Below are 16549 nucleotides of genomic sequence, written 5' to 3'. Positions count from 1 at the left end.
CACGGGAATCAGCGCTTGTCGCGACGCTTCTTCTCGGCCTTCTTGTGGTGCGACATGAGGCGGCGCTTCTTGTTCACCTGGCGGTCGGTCAGGGTGTTCTTCTTGCCCTCGAAGGGGTTGTCGCCACCCTTGTACTCGATGCGGATCGGCGTACCCACCAGCTTCAGCACGCGCCGGTAGGTGTTTTCCAGGTAGCGCGAGTAGGACTTGGGCACCGACTCGACCTGGTTGCCGTGGATCACGATCAGCGGCGGGTTGGCGCCACCGAGGTGGGCATAGCGCAGCTTGATGCGGCGACCGTTGACCAATGGCGGCTGGTGCTCCTGCACCGCGCCTTCGAGGATCTGGGTCAGGCGGCTGGTGGGCCAGCGGGTGATGGCGGACTTGAAGGAGGCCTGAACCGACTTGTACAGGTTGCCGACCCCGGTGCCATGCAGCGCGGAGATGAAGTGGATGTCGGCGAAGTCGACGAAGAACAGCCGGCGCTCCAGCTCGGTCTTCACGTAGTCGCGCTCGCCCGACTCCATGCCGTCCCACTTGTTCAGGGCGATGACCAGTGCACGACCGGTCTCCAGCACGAAGCCCAGCAGGTTGAGGTCGTGCTCGACCACGCCTTCGCGGGCGTCCATGACGAAGATCACCACGTTGGCGTCCTGGATCGCCTGCAGCGTCTTGACCACGGAGAACTTCTCCACGGCCTCGAAGATCTTGCCGCGACGGCGCACGCCGGCGGTGTCGATCAGGGTGTATTTCTCTTCGTTGCGCTCGAAGGGAATGTAGATGCTGTCGCGCGTGGTGCCGGCCTGGTCATAGACGATGACCCGCTCCTCGCCGAGCATGCGGTTGACCAGCGTCGACTTGCCGACGTTGGGGCGACCGATGATGGCGATCTTGATGCCGTCCTTCTCGCTCGGACCGGGGATCCGGCTCTGCTCCTCGCCTTCGGCGACGTCCTCGGCCTGCGCGGCGGCGTCTTCCTCGACCGCATCGTCGCGGGGGAAGTCACCCAAAGCTTCCTGCAGCATCTGGCTAATGCCGCGGCCGTGGGCGGCGGCGATGGGCAGGGCGTCGCCCAGGCCCAGCGGGCTGAACTCGGCGCGGGCGAGGTCCGGGTCGATGGTGTCGACCTTGTTCGCCACCAGGTAGGTCTTCTTGTTGCGCTTGCGCAGGTGCTCCGCGATCGACTGGTCGGCGGCGCTCATGCCGGCGCGGGAGTCGACCATGAACAGCACCGCATCGGCCTCTTCGATGGCCTGCAGGGACTGTTCGGCCATCTTCGCGTCGATGCCCTGCTCGTCACCCGAGATACCGCCGGTATCGATGACGATGAAGGTGCGGCCGTTCCACTTCGCCTCGCCGTACTGGCGGTCACGGGTCAGACCGGCGTACTCCGCGACGATGGCGTCGCGGGTCTTGGTCAGGCGGTTGAACAGGGTGGACTTGCCGACGTTCGGGCGGCCCACCAGGGCAATTACGGGAACCATGAGGCTCTCCACTATTCGTTATTTCAGAAAACACAACGGCCGCTGCCGTCGGACGGCAGCGGCCGGACACTATTTTTCAGCTTAGCGGATGGTCAGCGCGACCAGCTTCCCGCCGTTGCCGAAGGCGTACAGCATGTCGCCGATCACCAGCGGACGCGCACGCAGGCCATCACCGTCGATCTTCTCGCGGCCGACGAAGTGGCCATCCACCTGGCTGAGCAGGTGCAGGTAGCCTTCGAAGTCGCCGACAGCCACGTAGCTGGAGAAGACCTCCGGCGCCGAGAGCTGGCGACGGGCCAGGGAGTCGTTGCTCCACAGCGCCGAGGACGAACGCTCGTCGATGCCTTCGACGGTGCCGCTGGCCTGGCTCACGTAGACGTTGCCGAAGCCCTGGGCGACGCCCACGTAGCTGGAAGCCTCGCGTTGCCAGAGCACGCGACCGCTGTCCAGGTCGAGGCCGGCGACGCGGCCCTGATAGGTGGCGACGTACAGGGTGCCGCCGGACAGCAGCAGGCCACCGTCGATGTCGACCACGCGATCCAGCTCGGAGCGGCCCTGCGGCACGGCCACACGCTGTTCCCACACCGGAAGGCCACGCTGCACGTCGACGGCGATGACCTTGCCGGAGGACAGGCCGGCCACGGCCAGGCGGTTGGTCACGATCGGCGCGCCCGTGCCACGCAGCGTCAGCACGGCGGGGGTGTTCTCGTAGATCCAGCGCTGGTTGCCGGTCGCGGCATCGAAGCCGAACAGGGTGTCGTTCTGGGTCTGCACCACCACCACGTCACCGTTGGTGGCCGGCGGGGCGAGGACTTCGCCGTTGACCCGGGCGCGCCATTTTTCTTCGCCATTGCTGGCGTCGAGGGCGATCACTTCACCTTTCAGGGTGCCGACCAGCACCAGGCCGTAGCCTGCGCCGACCGCGCCGGATACCGGGAGGTCCAGCTCCTGCTCCCACAATTTGTCGCCGCTCATGCGGTCGATGGCGACCACCAGGCCCTCGACGTCACCGGCATAGATCACGTCGCCGTCGACGGCGGGCACCAGCATGTTGTAGGACTCGCCCTGGCCTTCGCCGATGGAGCGACTCCAGACTTCCTTGAGCTGAACTTCCTCGGTGATGTCGGGCAGTTCGGCAGGCGGCAGTTCCTTCTTGCTATTGCTGCTGCAACCCGCGGCCAGAACGGCCAGGGCCAGCAGTGCGGCAAATTTCCAGCGCATCACGTCACGCATCCCCTTTGGCCAGGTCGTCGAGCTTCATCTGCAAGCCACCGACCGCTGCGTCTTCCGTCAGCGCGGCCTTGGCCTTCTCATAGGCGGCATGCGCCTCGTCGGAGCGACCCAGCTGTACCAGCAGGTCGCCTTTCAGTTCTTCACGGCTGGCCAGGAAGGCCTTGCCGGCATCGCCTTCGAGCAGCTTCAGGGCGTCGTCGACCTTGCCCTGGGCGGCCAGGACACGCGCCAGGCGCTGGCGCGCCAGCTCGCCGAGGGTGGCGTCGGCAGGCTTGTCCACCACGGCCTTGAGTTCGGCCGCAGCGTCATCGAGCTTGCCGGACTCCACCGCCACCTTGGCGACGAACAGACTGCCGTACTGGGCGTAGTGGGTGCCGCCGAAGTCGGTCTTCAGCTTGTTGGCCAGCTCGGCGACCTTGCCGGCATCGGGCTTGCCGGACGGGTTGAGCGCGGTTTCCAGCAGTTGCTGGTAGACCTGGGACGCGCCCTGGGCCTGGTTGGTCTGGTGCTTCTGCCAGGCCTGCCAACCGAAGACCACCACCAGCGCGAGGGCGCCGCCGGTGAGCAGGGGCTTGCCATTGCGCTGCCACCAATCCTTGATCGCCGCCAGCTCTTCATCTTCGGTACGCGTGCTCACCCCAATACTCCTATGTTCTAAAGGCTCAAGCCTGATCGATGCAGGCCGCCAGGCGCTCTGCGAGAGCGTCCCAGGCGATGTTCTGTTGTTCGCTGTCGTCGCGCAGGGGTTTGAAACCTACCACGCGGTTGGCCAGTTCGTCCTCACCCAGGATCAGGGCGAAGCGCGCGCCGCTCTTGTCGGCTTTCTTGAACTGGCTCTTGAAGCTGCCGGCACCGGAATTGACCAGCATGCGCAGGCCGGGAACGGCATCGCGCAGTCGCTCGGCCAGGGCCAGGGCAGCGAGTTCGGCAGGCTCGCCGAAGGCGCAGATGAAGGCATGCGCGGGAGCGTTGAGCTCGGCCGGGACCAGGTCCAGGGTTTCCAGCAGCAGCACCAGGCGCTCGACGCCCATGGCGAAGCCGACACCCGGGGTCGGCTTGCCGCCGAACTGGGTGATCAGGCCGTCATAGCGGCCACCGCCACAGACGGTGCCCTGGGAGCCGAGCTTGTCGGTGACCCACTCGAAGGCGGTGCGACTGTAGTAGTCCAGGCCACGGACCAGCTTCTGGTTGATCTCGTAGCGGATGCCGACCGCGTCGAGGCGCGCCTTGAGGCCCTCGAAGTGGGCCACGGACTCGGCGTCCAGGTAGTCGTGCAGGCGCGGGGCGTCGATCAGCAGGGCCTGGGTTTCCGGCACCTTGCTGTCGAGGATGCGCAGCGGGTTGGTGGTCATGCGCCGCTGGCTGTCTTCGTCGAGACGGTCGAAGCGCTCCTGCAGGTAGGCCACCAGGGCTTCGCGATAGGCGACGCGGGCCTCGCTGGAGCCCAGGCTGTTGAGCTGCAGGGTCACGGCATCACCCAGGCCGAGCTTCTTCCACAGGCGCCAGGTGAGCACGATCAGCTCGGCGTCGATGTCCGGACCGGGCAGGTTGAAGACTTCCACGCCGATCTGGTGGAACTGGCGGTAGCGGCCCTTCTGCGGCTTCTCGTAGCGGAACATCGGGCCCGCGTACCACAGCTTCTGCACCTGGCCGCCGCCGGTCATGCCGTGCTCCAGCACGGCACGCACGCAACCGGCGGTGCCTTCGGGGCGCAGGGTCAGGGACTCTTCGTTGCGGTCGAGGAAGGTGTACATCTCCTTGTCGACCACGTCGGTGCCTTCGCCGATGCCACGGGCGAAGAGCTCGGTGAACTCGAGGATCGGCAGGCGGATCTCGCGGTAGCCGTAGCTGTCCAGCAGGTCTGCCAGGGTACGTTCGAGGTAACGCCAGGCAGGGGTCTGCTCCGGCAGGATGTCGTTCATGCCACGGATGGCTTGCAGCGTCTTGCTCACTCGGAATCCTTATCAGCTGCGGGCGATGACGGCCGCGTCAGCTTCGACCTTTTCGGCCGCTTTGCGGCGGATCAGCTTTTCCAGCTCGTCCACCAGGTTGTCATTGTTCAGCTTCTGCGCCGGCTTGCCGTCGATGTAGATGAGGTTGTTCGGCGTGCCGCCGGTCAACCCCACATGGGCTTCCTTGGCTTCGCCGGGCCCGTTCACCACGCAGCCGATCACGGCGACGTCCAGCGGGACCAGCAGGTCCTCGAGGCGGCCTTCCAGTTCGTTCATGGTCTTGACCACGTCGAAGTTCTGCCGCGAGCAGCTCGGGCAGGCGATGAAGTTGATGCCACGGGAACGCAGGCGCAGGGACTTGAGGATGTCGTAGCCGACCTTGATCTCTTCCACCGGATCGGCGGCCAGCGAGATGCGGATGGTATCGCCAATCCCGTCGGCGAGCAGCATGCCCAGGCCCACGGCGGACTTCACGGTGCCGGAGCGCAGGCCGCCGGCTTCGGTGATGCCCAGGTGCAGCGGCTGGACGATCTGGGTGGCCAGCAGGCGATAGGCTTCCACCGCCATGAACACGTCGGACGCCTTGACGCTGACCTTGAAGTCCTGGAAGTCCAGGCGATCCAGGTGCTCGACATGGCGCAGCGCGGACTCCACCAGGGCTTGCGGGGTGGGCTCGCCGTACTTCTTCTGCAGGTCCTTTTCCAGCGAACCGGCGTTGACGCCGATGCGGATCGGGATGCCACGGTCACGGGCGGCATCGACCACGGCACGCACACGGTCTTCACGGCCGATGTTGCCCGGGTTGATGCGCAGGCAGTCGACGCCCAGTTCCGCCACGCGCAGGGCGATGGTGTAGTCGAAGTGGATGTCGGCGACCAGGGGAACGCGGACCTGCTGCTTGATCTTGCCGAAGGCCTCGGCGGCCTCCATGTCAGGCACAGAGACGCGGACGATATCGGCGCCCGCCTCTTCCAGCCGGCGGATCTGGCCAACAGTGGCGGCGACGTCGCAGGTATCGGTGTTGGTCATGCTCTGGACGGCGATCGGGGCGTCACCGCCCACGGGCACGGAGCCGACCCAGATCTTGCGGGACTGGCGGCGTTTGATCGGGGATTCGCAATGCATGGCTTATTGCCCCAGTTTCAGGCGAGCGGTCTCACCGTGGGTGTAGGGCGCCACATCGACGGCCTGGCCGTTGTAGCTGACCTGGGCGCCACGGGCGTAACCCAGGCGCAGCTCGAACGGTGGCCTGCCGGCCAGCTCGACGGACTCGCCACTGCGCTTCAGGGCACTGAGCAGGACCTTGCCATCGGCATCGGTTACCTGGGTCCAGCAATTGGCGACGAACTGGATGCGCACCAGGCCCTGGCCGGCGGCAGCGACCACCGGAGCCTGTGCAGGTGCGGCAGGCGCGGTGGCGGCGGGAGCCGTGGGCGCGGCAGGCACGACGGGAGCGGCCGGAGTGGTGGCCGTGGCGGCGCTCGGTGCAACGGGGGCGCTGGTGGCCGGCGCACTGGACTGGGGCAGAGGCAGGGCCTGGGCCGGCGCGGAGGCGGCGGCGGCGGACGGGGGCGTGCCTTCCGGCTGCGCGGCGACCTCGGGGGAGAGTTCGCCCGGGGCGCCCTCCTCGCCCTGCTGGGCCTCGACGACCGCCTGGTCCTCGGGCTCGTCCAGCGGGTGGATCTGGGTGGTGCCGTCGGCGCTCTCGACCTCGACGTGCTCCATGCTGATGTCGGCGGTTTCACCGCTGCGGCGCTCGGCCTGGTCCTGCCACCAGAGGAAGCCGATGACGCCCAGGACCAGCAGGATGGCGAAGCTGACGAAGCGCAGGACGCTCTGCGACAAGCGCACCGGCTCCTCGATGCGCCCCAGGCTGTGGACGTTGCTGCCGGTGGCGTCGGTGCCGGTATAGAGGTCGAAGTCGGTCACCAGGCGCGCCTGGTCCATGCCCAGCAGCTTGGCGTAGGCACGGATGTAGCCACGGGCGAAGGTGTGGCCGGGCAACTGGTCGAAAGAGCCCGCTTCGAGCTGGCGCAGGGCCTGTTCGGTCAGGTTCAGCTGTCGCGCGACCTCGGCAAGGCTCAGGTCCTTGCTTTCACGCGCCTGACGCAGGGTCTCGCCTGGGTTGGCACGGGTCGCCGCGGCAATTTCGGGTTGCGACGCTTTCATCTTTGCTCCGACAGGTATTGCTGGTATTCCGGCGTGCCGGGATAGAGTCGTTTGAGTTGCAGGCCCAGGCTCGCCGCCTGGTCGCGGTCATCGAACACGGTGGCCAGACGGATACCGAGCAGGAGGCTGCGGGCGGTCTGGGGCGCGATCTTGCTGTAGCGGTCGTAGTATTCGCGGGCCGGGACGTACTGCTTCTCGGCATAGGACAGGTCTGCCATCTCCAGCAGCGCCACCGGTTGCTGGCGGTTGAGTCGCAGGGACTTGTCGAAATGCTGCTTGGCCAGGTCCGGGCGGTTCATCCGCAGGGCGGTCAGCCCGAGGTTCTCGAACACGCGGGAGCGCTCGGGGTAGAGGCTGTCTTCGGCGGCCTGTTCGAAACGCTTGTAGGCCTCCTCGTAGCGTTTCTGCTCATAGAGGAAGCCGCCGTAGTTGTTGAGGATGCGCGAGTCGGTTCGCGAGGACAGCGCCTTGCGGAAATGCTCGTCGGCGAGCTTGGGTTCCATTTCGGTCTGGAAAACCAGGGCCAGCGCGGCGTTGGCATCGGCGCTGGAGGAGTCGAGCTCCAGCGCCTTGCGCAGCGGCACCTTGGCGCGCTCGGCGGCCCCCTGGGACAGGTAGCCGATGCCCAGCTGGATGTAGGCATCGCGGGCCTTGTCGCGGCCTTCCGCGGTCTTCATCGGGTCAACGGAGCCAGTGGACACGCAGCCCACCAGGCTGGCGAAAACGAGAAGCAGCGCGGGGCGCAAGGTCATGGATGTCCTCTCTTCAGTTTCGGTTGGCAGCGTTCTGCGGTGCGTCGCCATCGCCATTGAGCTGGCGCACGGCGATGTAGCGCTCGCTGCGACGGGTACGATCCTGGACCTGGCCGACCAACTGGCCGCAGGCGGCATCGATGTCATCGCCGCGCGTGGTGCGCACGGTGACATTGTGCCCGGCCTTGTGGAGCAGGTCCTGGAAGCGGCGAATGGCATTATTGCTCGGCCGCTCGTACCCCGAGAAAGGGAAGGGATTAAACGGAATCAGGTTGATCTTGCAAGGAAAATCCTTGAGGAGTGCGATCATCTGCTCAGCGTGGGCCGGCTGATCGTTCACATCCTTGAGCAGGGTGTATTCGATGGTCAGGAAACGCTTCTCGCCCAGGCGGGAGATGTAGCGGTTGCAGGCCTCGAGCACCACCGCCAGGGGGTACTTCTTGTTGATCGGCACCAGTTGGTTGCGCAACTCGTCGTTCGGCGCGTGCAGCGACAGTGCCAGGGACACGTCGGTGACTTCGGCGAGCTTGTCGATCATCGGCGCGACGCCGGAGGTGGAGAGGGTCACCTTGCGCTTGGAAATGCCGTAGCCGAGGTCGTCCATCATGATGTTCATGGCGGCGACGACGTTGTCGAAGTTCAGCAGCGGCTCGCCCATGCCCATCATCACCACGTTGGTGATGGCGCGGTCGATCTTGGCCGGGACGGTGCCGAAGGACTTGTTGGCGATCCAGACCTGGCCGATGACTTCGGCCGCGGTGAGGTCGCTGTTGAAACCCTGCTTGCCGGTGGAGCAGAAGCTGCAATCCAGCGCGCAGCCCGCCTGGGAGGAGACGCAGAGGGTGCCGCGCCCGCCTTGCGGGATGTACACGGTCTCGACGCAGCTGCCGGACGCCACGCGCACCACCCACTTGCGGGTGCCGTCGCTGGAGATGTCCTGGCTGACGATCTCGGGACCGCGAATCTCGGCAGAGGCCTTGAGCTTGTCGCGCAAGGCCTTGCCGATATTGCTCATGGCGTCGAAATCATCGACGCCGAAGTGGTGAATCCATTTCATCACCTGTCCGGCACGGAAACGCTTCTCCCCGATGGATTCGAAGAAGCTCTCCAGTTGCGGCTGGGTCAGGCCCAGCAGGTTAACTTTACCGGTGGATTCAGTCATGGCTTCACCCTCGTGCCTTCGCTATCAGCGAATACGAGCGCACACCTCGGTGGCGGCGAAGAAGTAGGCGATCTCGCGAGCAGCGGAAGCCTCGGAGTCGGAACCGTGTACGGCGTTTTCGTCGATGGAGACGGCGAAGTCGGCGCGGATGGTGCCGGCATCGGCTTTCTTCGGGTCGGTAGCGCCCATCAGTTCACGGTTCTTGGCAATGGCGCCTTCGCCTTCCAGTACCTGCACGACAACCGGGCCGGAGGTCATGAAGGAAACCAGATCCTTGAAGAAGGGACGCTCTTTGTGCTCGGCGTAGAAACCACCGGCTTCGCGCTCGGAGAGCTGGACCATCTTGGCGGCGACGACGCTCAGGCCGGCTTTTTCGAAACGGGTGACGATCTCGCCAACCACGTTCTTGGCAACGGCATCGGGCTTGATGATGGACAGGGTACGTTCAACGGCCATGTGAAACTCCAGAAATCAGGATTAAAGCGAAAAATTAAACCCGCGAATTATACGCGGGTTCCTGTTAAATGCGTAGGGTCAGCAGACCGGGCTCAGTCGGCTTCTTCGATCCAGGCAGCCTGGATGGCTTCGAGGACCTTCTCGCCGCCGCGCTGGCTGTCGTCATCGAACTCCGGCAGGCTCACGACCCAGTTGTGCAGGTCGACGAAGTTGACGTAGCGCGGGTCAACCTCGGGCTTGCTCTCGGCCAGCTGGATGGCGATCTCCAGAACATCGACCCATTTGAGACTCATGCTCGTTCCTCAGTGCTTTTCAGAAACCTGGTTGAGAGTGTACTTGGGAATCTCCACGACGAGATCGACCTCCCCCACGACCGCCTGGCAGGACAGTCGCGACTCGGCCTCCAGGCCCCAGGCCTTGTCCAGCATGTCGTCCTCGAGCTCGTCGGACGCCTCGAGGGAGTTGAACCCTTCGCGCACCACGACGTGGCAGGTGGTGCAGGCGCAGGACATCTCACAGGCGTGCTCGATCTCCAGGCCGTTGCGCATGGCCGCAGCGATGATGGTCTCGCCCGGCTGGGCCTCGACCACCATCCCTTCAGGGCAGTGCTCGGCATTGGGCAGAAATACGATCTGCGGCATCAGTCATTCCTCGATTTCATTCAGTCGGCGGCCCGCGAGGGCGGCCTTGACGCTGGCGTCCATGCGCCGGGCCGCGAAGGCGTCGGTCACCTGGGTCAGCCGCTTGGTTTGCTGTTCGATGGCAGCGCCGTCGGTCCCCGTCAACAGACCCTGCAGCTGCTCCAGCTGGTAGTCGATGGCGATCCGCTCCTCGGCGCTGAGCAACGCGTCGCCATCGGCCTGCAGCGCCGCCTGCACGGCCTCGATCAGGCGCTGGGCATCGACCTGCTGCTCGCGCAGGACGCGGGCGGCCTTGTCGTCACCGGCGTACTGGAAGGAGTCCTGCAGCATGCGGGTGATTTCGCCATCGGTCAGGCCGTAGGACGGCTTCACCTGGATGCTCGCCTCGACACCGGAGGAAGTCTCGCTGGCGGTCACGCCCAGCAGGCCATCGGCGTCCACCTGGAAGGTCACGCGGATCTTCGCGGCGCCAGCCACCATCGGCGGGATGCCACGCAATTCGAAACGGGCCAGGGACCGGCAGTCCTTGATCAGCTCGCGCTCCCCCTGGAGCACGTGGATCATCATGGCGGTCTGGCCGTCCTTGTAGGTGGTGAACTCCTGGGCACGGGCGACGGGGATGGTGGTGTTGCGCGGAATCACCTTCTCCATCAGGCCACCCATGGTTTCGAGCCCCAGGGACAACGGGATCACGTCCAGCAGCAGCAGTTCTTCGCCGCGCTTGTTACCCGCCAGGGTGTCCGCCTGGACGGCAGCGCCAATGGCGACGACCTGGTCGGGATCGATGTCGGTCAGGGGCTGACGGGAAAAAAGCTCGCCGACCGCCTCGCGTACCCGTGGCACACGGGTGGAACCACCCACCATGACCACCGCCTCGACCTCGTCGAGCTCGATACCGGCATCGCGCACGGCGCGGCGACAGGCCTTCAGGCTGCGAGCCACCATGGGCTCGATGAGCTCATCGAAGCGGGCTCGGGTCAGTTGGCCCGACCACTGCGCATAGTGCACCTCGACCGCATCGGCGGAGGTCAGCGCTTCCTTGGCGGCGCAAGCGGCCTCCAGCAGGCTGCGCTGGGCGCCCGGATCCAGGTCGGCGGAAAGACCAGCCTGCTCGACGATCCAGCCGGCCAGGGCATGGTCGAAATCATCCCCGCCCAGGGCGCTGTCGCCACCAGTGGCCATGACTTCGAAGACGCCGCGAGTCAGACGCAGGATGGAGATATCGAAGGTACCGCCACCCAGGTCATAGATGGCCACGACGCCTTCGGCCTGCTTGTCCAGCCCGTACGCCACGGCAGCGGCAGTGGGCTCGTTGAGCAGGCGCAGGACGTTCAGGCCGGCGAGGCGCGCAGCATCCTTGGTGGCCTGGCGCTGGGCATCGTCGAAATAGGCGGGAACGGTGATCACTGCACCGACCAGCTCGCCACCCAGGGTGGCTTCGGCTCGCTGGCGCAAGGCACGGAGGATTTCAGCAGAGACCTCCACAGGGCTCTTGGCACCCTGCACGGTCTCGATGAACGGCATGTGCGACTCGCCGGTGGTGAAGCGATAGGGGAGCTGCTCACCCAGCTGCTTCACATCCTCGAGGCCGCGCCCCATGAAGCGCTTGACCGACAGGACGGTATTGAGCGGATCGGCGGATGCAGCGTCCTTGGCCGAGCGGCCGACTTCGACGCGATCGGCGTGATAGCGCACGGCGGACGGCATGATGACCTGACCGTCGGCATCGGCGAGCGGCGCGGAAACGCCACTGCGAACGGCGGCTACCAGGGAATTCGTGGTGCCCAGGTCGATACCCACCGCCAGGCGGCGCTGGTGCGGTTTTGGGCTCTGTCCGGGTTCGGCGATCTGCAGTAGGGCCATGCTTGTCTGTTTTTCAGGCACACCACCGTCCATGCGGCGATGCGCGGGTTAGTCGTCGAGGCGCTCTTCCAGTTGGCGCACTTCGTGAGTCAGCTTGTCGAGGAACTGCATGCGGCGCACCAGGCGCTCGGCTTCCTCGCGACGGGCATCGTCGCTCCAGCAGGCAGAGAACGCCTGGTCAAGATCGGCCTGGGCCATCTTGAGGCGTCGCTTGAAGGTCGCCACACCGGGCAGGTCCGCACTGTCCTGCAGCTCCTCGAGCTCTTCCCGCCACTGCATCTGCTGCAGCAGGAACTCGGGGTCCTTGACGGTAGCCTCCAGCGGCAGCTCGTGCCCACGGACGGCCAGCAGGTAGCGCGCCCGACGGGGCGCACTCTTCAGCGTCTGGTAGGCCTCGTTCAATTGCGCCGCGTGCTCCACCGCCAGGCGCTGCTCACGCTCGGGGGCATCGACGAAGCGATCCGGGTGAGCATTGCGCGCAAGCTCGCGATAGCGAGACGCCAGTTGGTCGAGATCGAGGTCGAAGCCGGGCTTCAGGTCGAACAATGCGAAATGACAGGGGGTACCCACGGAACGCCTCAGACGTTGAAGCTCTCGCCGCAACCACACTCGCCGCGAACGTTAGGGTTGTTGAACTTGAACCCCTCGTTGAGGCCTTCGCGGACGAAGTCCAGCTCGGTGCCGTCGAGGTAGGCCAGGCTCTTCGGGTCGATGATCACCTTCACGCCGAAGCTTTCGAAGACCATGTCTTCGCCCGCCAACTCATCGACGAACTCCAGGACATAGGCCAGGCCGGAACAACCCGTGGTGCGGACACCCAGGCGGATACCTTCACCCTTGCCGCGCCCCTCGAGGGAGCGGCGCACGTGATCGGCGGCGGAAGCGGTCATGCTGATGGCCATAGCGACTCCTTACTCAGTCGAGCGGTTAGAGCAGACCCTTCTTCTGCTTGTAATCCTGGACAGCCGCCTTGATGGCGTCCTCGGCCAGGACCGAGCAGTGGATCTTCACCGGCGGCAGCGCCAGTTCTTCGGCAATGGTGGTGTTCTTGATCGCAGCGGCTTCGTCCAGGGTCTTGCCCTTCATCCACTCGGTGGCGAGGGAGCTGGAGGCGATGGCCGAACCGCAGCCGTAGGTCTTGAACTTGGCGTCTTCGATGACGCCCTGCTCGTTGACCTTGATCTGCAGCCGCATCACGTCGCCGCACGCCGGAGCGCCGACCATGCCGGTACCGACATCGGGATCTTCAGCGTCGAGCTTGCCGACGTTGCGCGGGTTTTCGTAGTGGTCGATGACCTTTTCGCTGTATGCCATGGTGCTTATTCCTCACTCATCAGGGGTGGCGTCAGTGCGCCTGCCATTCGACCGTCGAGAGGTCGACGCCCTCTTTGTACATGTCCCACAGCGGGGACAATTCACGGAGCTTGTCTACGGCTTCACGGACCTTGCTGGCGGCGTAATCCACTTCTTCTTCGGTGGTGAAGCGGCCAAAGGTGAAACGAATGGAGCTGTGCGCCAACTCGTCGTTGCGACCCAGCGCGCGCAGCACGTAGGACGGTTCGAGAGAGGCGGAGGTGCAGGCCGAACCCGAGGAGACCGCGAGGTCCTTGAGGGCCATGATCAGCGACTCGCCTTCGACGTAGTTGAAGCTGATATTCAGGTTGTGCGGCACGCGGGAGGTGGCGCTACCGTTGAGGTAGAGCTCTTCCATGCCATCCACGGCAGCCCAGAAGCGATCCGCCAGCGCCTTGATTCGCTGATTTTCGGAGGCCATTTCCTGCTTGGCGATGTGGAAGGCTTCACCCATGCCGACGATCTGGTGGGTGGCGAGGGTGCCGGAACGCATACCGCGCTCATGACCACCACCGTGCATCAGGGCCTCCAGGCGCACGCGCGGTTTGCGGCGTACGTAGAGGGCACCGATACCCTTGGGACCGTAGGTCTTGTGGGCGGAGAAGGACATCAGGTCGACTTTCAGCTTGTCCAGGTCGATCTCGACCTTGCCGGTGGACTGGGCCGCATCGACATGGAACAGGATGCCGCGGGCACGGGTCAGCTCGCCGATGGCCGCGATGTCGTTGATGGTGCCGATCTCGTTGTTCACGTGCATCACCGACACCAGGATGGTGTCTTCGCGCAGGGCCGCTTCGACCATGGCGGGAGTGATCAGGCCATCTTCGCCCGGCTCGATGTAGGTGACTTCGAAGCCTTCACGCTCGAGTTGGCGAGTGGTATCCAGGACCGCCTTGTGCTCGATCTTGGAGGTGACGATGTGCTTGCCCTTGGTGTGGTAGAAGTGCGCCACGCCCTTGATGGCCAGGTTGTCGGACTCGGTGGCACCGGAGGTCCAGACGATTTCGCGCGGGTCGGCATTGACCAGTTCGGCCACCTGGCGACGGGCGTTCTCGACCGCTTCCTCGGCCCGCCAGCCAAACACGTGGGAACGCGAGGCCGGGTTGCCGAAGTTGCCATCGACCAACAGGCAGTCGCTCATCTTCTGCGCAACCCGCGGGTCCACTGGCGTCGTGGCGGAGTAGTCCAGGTAAATCGGCAATTTCATCGGTTATCTCCTATCAGGCGGGCGCCCTGCTCATTCGATGGCGGACACTTCAATCTTTTCTGAACGCGGCATCCTGCCACCGAGGCGACGCTGGTCATGGCGCTCGTTCTGGCGCTGGGCCACCTCTTGGACTTCGTTGCGGGCGACGATGTCGCTCAGGCTGATGCTGCTGAGGAACTCGTGGATCTGCATGCTCAGGTCATCCCACAGGTGGTGGGTCAGGCAGGCGCCTCCGGAGGAGTCGCAATTGCCCTGCCCCTGGCAGCGCGTGACGTCGACCGACTCGTTGACGGCATCGATGACCTGGGCCACGTAGATGCTGCCCACATCGCGGGACAACTGATAACCGCCACCCGGGCCACGAACGCTGCTGACCAGGTTGCCACGGCGCAACTTGGCGAAAAGCTGTTCGAGATAGGAAAGGGAGATGCCCTGACGCTCGGAAATATCAGCCAGAGAAACCGGACCTTGCTGCGAATGCAAAGCCAGGTCGAGCATGGCTGTGACGGCGTAGCGGCCTTTGGTGGTCAAGCGCATGGGGATTCCACGGTTCGCTGATTTGCCAGCGAGTATGCTATTCCCGACTATTCAAGTCAACTATAAGACCTATCAAAATAGTCGGATTTAGCAGATACAGGGGCGCGCATGATATCAGAAACGCACCACCACGCCTATCAGGCCGCTGGCGGGCGCGCCTGATCCTTCACACCCTCGAAGTCTTCGTCGCGCAGCTCCGGCAAGGCGCTGGCGCAGTAGTCGCTCCCCAACGCAGTCAGCGCCCTGCACATGCCCTCGAGACGTTCGTCCACCGCCTGGACATGGTCGAGCAACTGACCGATCGCCCGCGCCACGGGGTCTGGCATGTCCTGGCCTACGCCATAGGCATCGAACCCGAACTTCTCGGCAATCGCCTGGCGCTTCGCCGTCTTCTCCGGATCCTCCTTGACGATGATCCGCCCAGGAATCCCTACTGCGGTAGCCCCCGCAGGCACCGCCTTGGTCACCACGGCATTGGAACCGATCTTGGCACCGGCCCCGACCGTGAACGGACCGAGCACCTTGGCCCCCGCCCCGACCACCACGCCATCTTCCAGCGTCGGATGGCGCTTGCCGGCATTCCAGCTGGTGCCGCCCAGCGTCACCCCCTGATAGAGCGTCACGTCGTTGCCGATCTCGGCGGTCTCGCCGATGACGATGCCCATGCCGTGGTCGATGAAGAAGCGCCGGCCGATCCGCGCCCCCGGGTGAATCTCGATGCCGGTCATCCAGCGGCCGAAGTTCGATACCAGTCGCGCCAGCCACTTCCAGCCGGCCAGCCACAGGGCATGGGCCAGACGGTGCAGCCAGATGGCATGCAGACCGGGGTAGCAGGTGAGCACCTCGAAGGCATTGCGCGCAGCCGGGTCACGGTGGAATACGCTCTGAATGTCTTCTCGCATGCGTTCGAACATCACTTCTCTCTCCGCTTCTGGATCTCTCCACGCGCCGCTTTCTGGGTTTCCGTCAGAATGCCGCGCAGGATATTCATCTCGAGCTTGCTGATCGCACTGCGCCCATAAAGGCGGCGCAGCCGTGACATCAGGTGGCGCGGCCGTTCAGGATCGAGAAAGCCGATTTCCACCAGGGTCCGTTCGAGGTGGCCGAAGAACAACTCCAGCTCATCCACCGTCACCGGCTGGAGATTTTCCTCGGCGGTCAGCTCGACCTTCTCCATCTTGGTCGGCTTGCCCTGTACGGCGAGCCACGCCATGCGCGCCTCATAGGTCAGCACTTGGACGGCAGCCGCCAGGTTCAACGAACCGAACGCGGGGTCGGAGGGGATATGGACATGGAACTGGCAGCGCTGCAGCTCTTCGTTGGTCAGGCCGGCGTATTCGCGACCGAATACCAGCGCCACCTCGGAGCCGCCCTCGATCTGCTCGACGCAGCTCACCCCGCACTCCCGGGGGTCGAGCAACGGCCAGGGGATATGACGATCACGCGCACTGGTGCCATAGACCATGCTGCAGCCGATCAACGCCTCTTCCAGGGTCGCGACGACGTGCGCGGATTCGAGGATGTCGTCGGCACCGGAGGCGCGCGCCCAGGCTTCCTGATGCGGGAATTGCTCGGGCGCGACCAGTACCAGGCGCGACAACCCCATGTTCTTCATGGCACGCGCCGCCCCACCGATATTGCCGGGGTGGCTGGTGCCGACCAGGACCACGCGAATGTTTTGCAGCAAGGCGCTGGCTCCAAACCTAGACTTCAGGGCGTGAAATCTTACAGAAGCACTCG

At 64.8% G+C, this 16549-nt stretch carries 19 protein-coding genes; all 19 read right to left on the bottom strand.

The window, feature by feature from the left end:
* Window positions 1-8 precede the first annotated feature (8 nt).
* Window positions 9-1484, bottom strand: coding sequence for a ribosome biogenesis GTPase Der (gene der, locus DMX10_RS23105; RefSeq protein WP_111263280.1), 1476 nt, complete (start codon window positions 1482-1484; stop codon window positions 9-11).
* Window positions 1485-1565: 81 nt separating this feature from the next.
* Entirely contained in the window at window positions 1566-2717 is a 1152-nt protein-coding gene (gene bamB, locus DMX10_RS23100) for an outer membrane protein assembly factor BamB (RefSeq protein ID WP_111263279.1), read from the bottom strand.
* A complete protein-coding gene (locus tag DMX10_RS23095) occupies window positions 2710-3354 on the bottom strand; it encodes a YfgM family protein (protein ID WP_111263278.1) in 645 nt (214 codons plus the stop codon). The genes bamB and DMX10_RS23095 overlap by 8 nt, the downstream gene beginning before the upstream one ends.
* 25 nt (window positions 3355-3379) lie before the next feature.
* Window positions 3380-4669 carry a histidine--tRNA ligase gene (hisS, locus tag DMX10_RS23090; RefSeq protein WP_111263277.1) on the bottom strand — a complete coding sequence of 430 codons (1290 nt, stop codon included), beginning with the start codon at window positions 4667-4669 and terminating at the stop codon, window positions 3380-3382.
* Window positions 4670-4681: 12 nt separating this feature from the next.
* The gene (gene ispG / locus DMX10_RS23085; RefSeq protein WP_111263276.1) at window positions 4682-5794 is read right to left on the bottom strand and encodes a flavodoxin-dependent (E)-4-hydroxy-3-methylbut-2-enyl-diphosphate synthase; all 1113 of its coding nucleotides are present in this window, start codon (window positions 5792-5794) and stop codon (window positions 4682-4684) included.
* A 3-nt stretch (window positions 5795-5797) separates the two neighbouring features.
* Entirely contained in the window at window positions 5798-6838 is a 1041-nt protein-coding gene (locus DMX10_RS23080) for a RodZ family helix-turn-helix domain-containing protein (protein WP_111263275.1), read from the bottom strand.
* Window positions 6835-7590 carry a type IV pilus biogenesis/stability protein PilW gene (gene pilW / locus DMX10_RS23075; protein ID WP_111263274.1) on the bottom strand — a complete coding sequence of 252 codons (756 nt, stop codon included), beginning with the start codon at window positions 7588-7590 and terminating at the stop codon, window positions 6835-6837. The genes DMX10_RS23080 and pilW overlap by 4 nt, the downstream gene beginning before the upstream one ends.
* Before the next feature lie 13 nt (window positions 7591-7603).
* Entirely contained in the window at window positions 7604-8752 is a 1149-nt protein-coding gene (gene rlmN / locus DMX10_RS23070) for a 23S rRNA (adenine(2503)-C(2))-methyltransferase RlmN (RefSeq protein ID WP_111263273.1), read from the bottom strand.
* A 24-nt stretch (window positions 8753-8776) separates the two neighbouring features.
* Complete coding sequence (gene ndk / locus DMX10_RS23065; RefSeq protein WP_111263272.1) at window positions 8777-9208, bottom strand: nucleoside-diphosphate kinase; 432 nt, start codon at window positions 9206-9208, stop codon at window positions 8777-8779.
* A 92-nt stretch (window positions 9209-9300) separates the two neighbouring features.
* Window positions 9301-9501 (bottom strand): Fe-S cluster assembly protein IscX, encoded by a 201-nt coding sequence (gene iscX / locus DMX10_RS23060; RefSeq protein ID WP_111263271.1) that lies wholly within the window; start codon window positions 9499-9501, stop codon window positions 9301-9303.
* 9 nt (window positions 9502-9510) lie between these two features.
* Window positions 9511-9849 (bottom strand): ISC system 2Fe-2S type ferredoxin, encoded by a 339-nt coding sequence (gene fdx / locus DMX10_RS23055; protein ID WP_111263270.1) that lies wholly within the window; start codon window positions 9847-9849, stop codon window positions 9511-9513.
* A gap of 3 nt (window positions 9850-9852) precedes the next feature.
* Window positions 9853-11712 carry a Fe-S protein assembly chaperone HscA gene (gene hscA, locus DMX10_RS23050; protein WP_111263269.1) on the bottom strand — a complete coding sequence of 620 codons (1860 nt, stop codon included), beginning with the start codon at window positions 11710-11712 and terminating at the stop codon, window positions 9853-9855.
* Window positions 11713-11760: 48 nt separating this feature from the next.
* A complete protein-coding gene (gene hscB, locus DMX10_RS23045; protein WP_111263268.1) occupies window positions 11761-12282 on the bottom strand; it encodes a co-chaperone HscB in 522 nt (173 codons plus the stop codon).
* Window positions 12283-12290: 8 nt separating this feature from the next.
* Window positions 12291-12614, bottom strand: coding sequence for an iron-sulfur cluster assembly protein IscA (iscA, locus tag DMX10_RS23040; protein ID WP_111263267.1), 324 nt, complete (start codon window positions 12612-12614; stop codon window positions 12291-12293).
* 25 nt (window positions 12615-12639) lie between these two features.
* Window positions 12640-13026: a Fe-S cluster assembly scaffold IscU gene (gene iscU, locus DMX10_RS23035; RefSeq protein ID WP_021220845.1), complete on the bottom strand. Its 387-nt coding sequence runs from the start codon at window positions 13024-13026 to the stop codon at window positions 12640-12642.
* A gap of 31 nt (window positions 13027-13057) precedes the next feature.
* Window positions 13058-14272, bottom strand: coding sequence for an IscS subfamily cysteine desulfurase (locus tag DMX10_RS23030; protein ID WP_111263266.1), 1215 nt, complete (start codon window positions 14270-14272; stop codon window positions 13058-13060).
* A 30-nt stretch (window positions 14273-14302) separates the two neighbouring features.
* Window positions 14303-14809, bottom strand: a complete 507-nt coding sequence (iscR, locus tag DMX10_RS23025; protein WP_111263265.1) for a Fe-S cluster assembly transcriptional regulator IscR — start codon at window positions 14807-14809, stop codon at window positions 14303-14305.
* Window positions 14810-14946: 137 nt separating this feature from the next.
* A complete protein-coding gene (gene cysE / locus DMX10_RS23020; RefSeq protein ID WP_111263264.1) occupies window positions 14947-15723 on the bottom strand; it encodes a serine O-acetyltransferase in 777 nt (258 codons plus the stop codon).
* On the bottom strand, window positions 15723-16496 hold the full coding sequence (gene trmJ, locus DMX10_RS23015; RefSeq protein WP_111263263.1) for a tRNA (cytosine(32)/uridine(32)-2'-O)-methyltransferase TrmJ: 774 nt from the start codon (window positions 16494-16496) through the stop codon (window positions 15723-15725). The genes cysE and trmJ overlap by 1 nt, the downstream gene beginning before the upstream one ends.
* Window positions 16497-16549: the final 53 nt, after the last annotated feature.

Source organism: Pseudomonas sp. 57B-090624 (assembly GCF_003234055.1).
In the GTDB taxonomy this organism is placed as follows: domain Bacteria; phylum Pseudomonadota; class Gammaproteobacteria; order Pseudomonadales; family Pseudomonadaceae; genus Metapseudomonas; species Metapseudomonas tohonis.
The sequence above is the reverse complement of the archived record's forward strand: the minus strand, read 5'-3'. Positions and strand labels throughout refer to the sequence as shown.